This is a genomic window from uncultured Ruegeria sp. (genome assembly GCF_947497005.1).
GTDB lineage: Bacteria > Pseudomonadota > Alphaproteobacteria > Rhodobacterales > Rhodobacteraceae > Ruegeria.
This window is the reverse complement of the sequence record NZ_CANMFF010000050.1, coordinates 1-4,034: the sequence shown is the minus strand read 5'-3', so window position 1 is coordinate 4,034 and position 4,034 is coordinate 1. Positions and strand designations below refer to the sequence as shown.

Annotated in this window: 3 protein-coding genes; all 3 read right to left on the bottom strand. The window is 60.0% G+C overall.

Translation table 11 applies throughout. The annotated features are described in order from the left end of the window. On the bottom strand, positions 1–1,139 hold a 1,139-nt coding region (locus Q0816_RS25830; RefSeq protein WP_298856161.1), incomplete at its 3' end, for an iron-containing alcohol dehydrogenase. A gap of 68 nt (positions 1,140–1,207) precedes the next feature. Continuing rightward, positions 1,208–2,590 (bottom strand): aldehyde dehydrogenase family protein, encoded by a 1,383-nt coding sequence (locus Q0816_RS25825; RefSeq protein ID WP_298856159.1) that lies wholly within the window; start codon positions 2,588–2,590, stop codon positions 1,208–1,210. Positions 2,591–2,684: 94 nt separating this feature from the next. Continuing rightward, the coding region (locus tag Q0816_RS25820; protein WP_298856157.1) for a glutamine synthetase family protein at positions 2,685–4,034 on the bottom strand (1,350 nt) is incomplete at its 5' end.

Below are 4,034 nucleotides of genomic sequence, written 5' to 3'. Positions count from 1 at the left end.
GCAGCTTTGAACAGTTGCGTGAGGTTTTCTTTCGTCAACTCTATCGGGTTACCCCCGCATGATGGGTCGATGATTGCGCCTTGGACCAGTTCCGGGATGGCGGTTTCGGTGACGCTCAGGTCGGACAGTGTGCGGGGGATGCCGAGGCTGTCGTTGAACTCCTGCACAAAGGCACGGAAGCCGTCAAAGCCACCATCAATGCCCAAATAAGACGCGGCCTGTTGGAACCGGTCGGCGATGGCAGGGGCGTTGAACTCCAGCACGGCGGGCATGCAAACAGCGTTGGTAGTGCCGTGATGGGTGTTGAAGACCGCGCCTATGGGATGGCTCATCGCGTGGATCGCGCCAAGACCTTTCTGGAACGCGGTGGCACCCATGGCTGCTGCGCTCATCATCTGGGCGCGGGCCTCGATATCGGTGCCGTCTGCGTAAGCCCGAGGCAGATATTTTTTCACCAGACGCATACCCTCCAGCGCCATGCCCTGGCTCATTGGATGGTAATGCGGGCTCGAGAAGGCCTCGACACAATGCGCAAAAGCGTCCAGCCCGGTGCCTGCGGTGATGAACTTTGGCATCCCGACGGTCAGTTCCGGATCACAGATCACGACGGTCGGAAGAACCTTGGGATGGAAGATGATCTTCTTGGCGTGGCTCTCGGAATTGGTGATGACGCTGGCGCGACCCACTTCTGATCCCGTCCCGGCGGTGGTCGGCACCGCGATGATCGGCGCGATCACATCCGCGTCGGCGCGCGCCCACCAGTCGCCTATATCCTCAAAGTCCCATACCGGGCGTGTCTGGCCTGCCATGAAGGCGACCATCTTGCCCAGATCCAGACCCGAGCCGCCGCCAAAGGCGATCACCCCGTCATGGCCGCCCGCGTTATAAGCCGCGACCCCGGCATCGAGGTTTTTCTCGTTCGGGTTCGGGTCCACATCGCTGAATAAACCACGGCCCAGACCGGCCGCCTCCATGATATCCAACGTTGCAGTGGTGATCGGCAGATCGGCCAAGCCCTTGTCCGTGACAAGCAGGGGTTTTTTCATCCCGGTGGCGGCACAGGCTTCGGGCAGTTCCTTGATGCGTCCGGCACCGAATTTGATGGCGGTCGGATAGGACCAGTTTCCAACAAGTGACATGTCAGGTTTCCTTCGTGATTTGAGGTCTGCTCGGGGGGAGGGGGCCAAACCCGGGCAGACCGTCGTCCTTAGCCCGTGACCTTTTTCAGGTGGTAGGATTTGGGACGGGTTAGGTTGTGATATCCAATGACCGAAAGGCCGCCGCCGCGCCCGGTGTTCTTGCAGCCGGTCCAGCACAGGCCGGGGTCCAGATAGTCGGCCCGGTTCATGAACACGGTGCCTGTTTCCACCTGATCGCCCACCCGGGCCGCACGATCCACATCGCGGGTCCACAGGCTGGCGGTCAGGCCAAATTCGCTGTCATTCATCAGTGCAATCGCTTCCTCGTCCGAGGACACTTTCATGATGCCCACCACGGGCCCAAAGCTCTCGTCCCGCATCACCCGCATGTCATGGGTCATATTGGTCAGGATCTGCGGTGTCAGATACGCACCGCCGTCGTCCTCGGAGAATGTGTCGATATGCGCGACTGCACCAGCGTCAACCGCTTCGGCGATTTGTGCCCGCACTTCATCGGCGAAACGCACATTGGCCATCGGGCCAATCGTCGTCTCAGCGTCCAGCGGATTGCCCAGTTTGTAACCCTTCACGATGTCCACCGCCTTGGCGACAAAATCGTCATAGAGGCTTTCGTGAACGTAAATCCGCTCAATCCCGCAGCAGCATTGGCCGGAATTGAACATCGCACCGTCGATCAATGTGTCGACCGCCGCCTCCAGATCGGCGTCGTCCATGACATAGCCCGGATCCTTGCCGCCCAGCTCGGTGCCGACGCCGGTGAAGGTGCCCGCCGCCGCGCGCTCCATTGCCTGACCGCCGCCGACCGAGCCGGTGAAGTTCACGAAGTCGAACGCATTGCCGGCAATCAGGTCATTGGTCACGTCATGGCTCAGAAAGACGTTCTGGAACACATCTGCAGGCACACCCGCCGAATAAAACGCCTGCGCCATGCGTTCCCCCACCAGCAGGGTTTGCGTGGCGTGTTTCAGGATCACCGTATTGCCCGCAATCAGTGCAGGCGCGACGGTGTTGATCGCCGTCATGTAAGGATAGTTCCAGGGCGCAACCACAAACACCACCCCATGCGGCATGCGCTTGATATAGCGCCGGAATGTCTCATCCTCGCTCACGGCAATATCGGCCAGTGACGCCTCGGCGATCTCTGCCATATGGCTGGCACGTTCGTTGAAGCCGCCAAACTCGCCGCCATAGCGCACCGGACGGCCCATCATATGCGCCAGTTCGGTCACGATCTCATCATTCATCGTGCCCACGGCGGCGACGCCCGCCATAACCAGGTCAATACGCTCCTGCAGCGGCCGCGCCGCCCAGTCCGCCTGTGCGGCCCGTGCCCGCGCGGCGACCTCAAAGGCAGCATCCCGCGACAGGGTTTCACGTTCGGCATAAACCGATCCATCGATCGGTGAGACACATTTCAACATCTGCCCCATCTTCACTCCATTTCCGAAAGAAACAGGATCCCTGCTTCATCTGGCCAAAAATATCTCGGGGGTCTGGGGGCAGAGCCCCCAGCCTGACCCGACCTCAAGCCCGTTCGAACCCGCGGGCAACTTCCCAATCGGTGACCACGCGCTCGAATTCCTCGATCTCGACTTCCGCCGCGCGGGCATAGTGATCGACCACCTCATCCCCCATAGCGACCCGCAACATGGCTGAGCCATGCAGAGCATCCCGCGCAGCGCGCAGGTTGCCGGGGATCATTCCGGTCTCGCCCTGATAGACGTCGCCTTTGGTGGGCGGTTGCAACTCCAGCCCTTCTTCGATCCCCGCGATCCCTGCCGCCAGCATCCCGGCCATTGCCAGATAAGGGTTCATGTCCGAGCCCGGAATCCGGCATTCCACCCGCACGGCCCTGGTCCCGTCACCACACAGGCGGAACCCAGCGGTGCGGTTGTCCACTGACCAGATGATCCGCGTCGGCGCGAATGTCCCTTTCATGAAGCGTTTGTAGCTGTTGATGTAGGGAGCCATGAAATAGGTATAATCAGGGGCGTATTTCAGCAGACCCGCCATATAGCTCTTCATCAGGACCGACATGCCCAACCCGTCTGCCTCATCAAAAAAGGCAGGCTTGCCGTCGGCCCAGAGCGACTGATGCACATGCGAGGAACTGCCCACCTTGTCGTGATGCCATTTCGGCAGGAAGGTCGCCGCATGGCCGTGCTGCCAGGCGATCTCCTTCACGGCATTCTTGGCGATCGAGTGGTATTCGGCCGTATCCATTGCGGGTGCGTATTTGATGTTCAGCTCTTCCTGCCCGGTCTCTGCTTCACCCTTGGTGTTCTCAACCGGGAGGCCCGCGTTCCACAGATGGTTGCGGATGGGCCGCATCACATGCTCTTCCTTGGTGGTCTGCAGAATGTGATAGTCTTCGTTATAGCCCGAGATCGGTTCCAGATCGCGGAAGCCCTCCTTGCGGATCTGGTCAAAGCTCTTCTCGAACAGGAAAAACTCCAATTCCGTCGCGGTCATCGCGTCATAGCCCATGGCCTTCAGACGGTTGACCTGCTTCTTCAGGATCGAGCGCGGCGCGTGGGGCACCTCTTCATGGGTATGATGGTCCAGCATATCGCACATCACCATCGCTGTGCCCTCAAGCCAGGGCACCGGGCGCAGGGTATCCAGATCGGGCTTCATGACATAGTCGCCATAACCCCGCTCCCAACTGGTCGAGGCGTAGCCATCAGGCGTGCCCATCTCCAGATCGGTGGCCAGCAGATAGTTGCAACAATGCGTCTCTTCCCAGGCCCCCGCCACAAAATGACCCGCATGAAACCGCTTGCCCATCAAACGACCCTGCATATCAACCATGCACACCAATACAGTGTCCAACAAACCCTCAGATACCTGAGCCTTCAGATGTTCGAACGTGAG

Coding starts and splice junctions, on each gene's coding strand:
- Q0816_RS25825 (WP_298856159.1), bottom strand. CDS start 2,590: ATGGGGCAGATGTTGAAATGTGTCTCACCGATCGATGGATCGGTTTAT.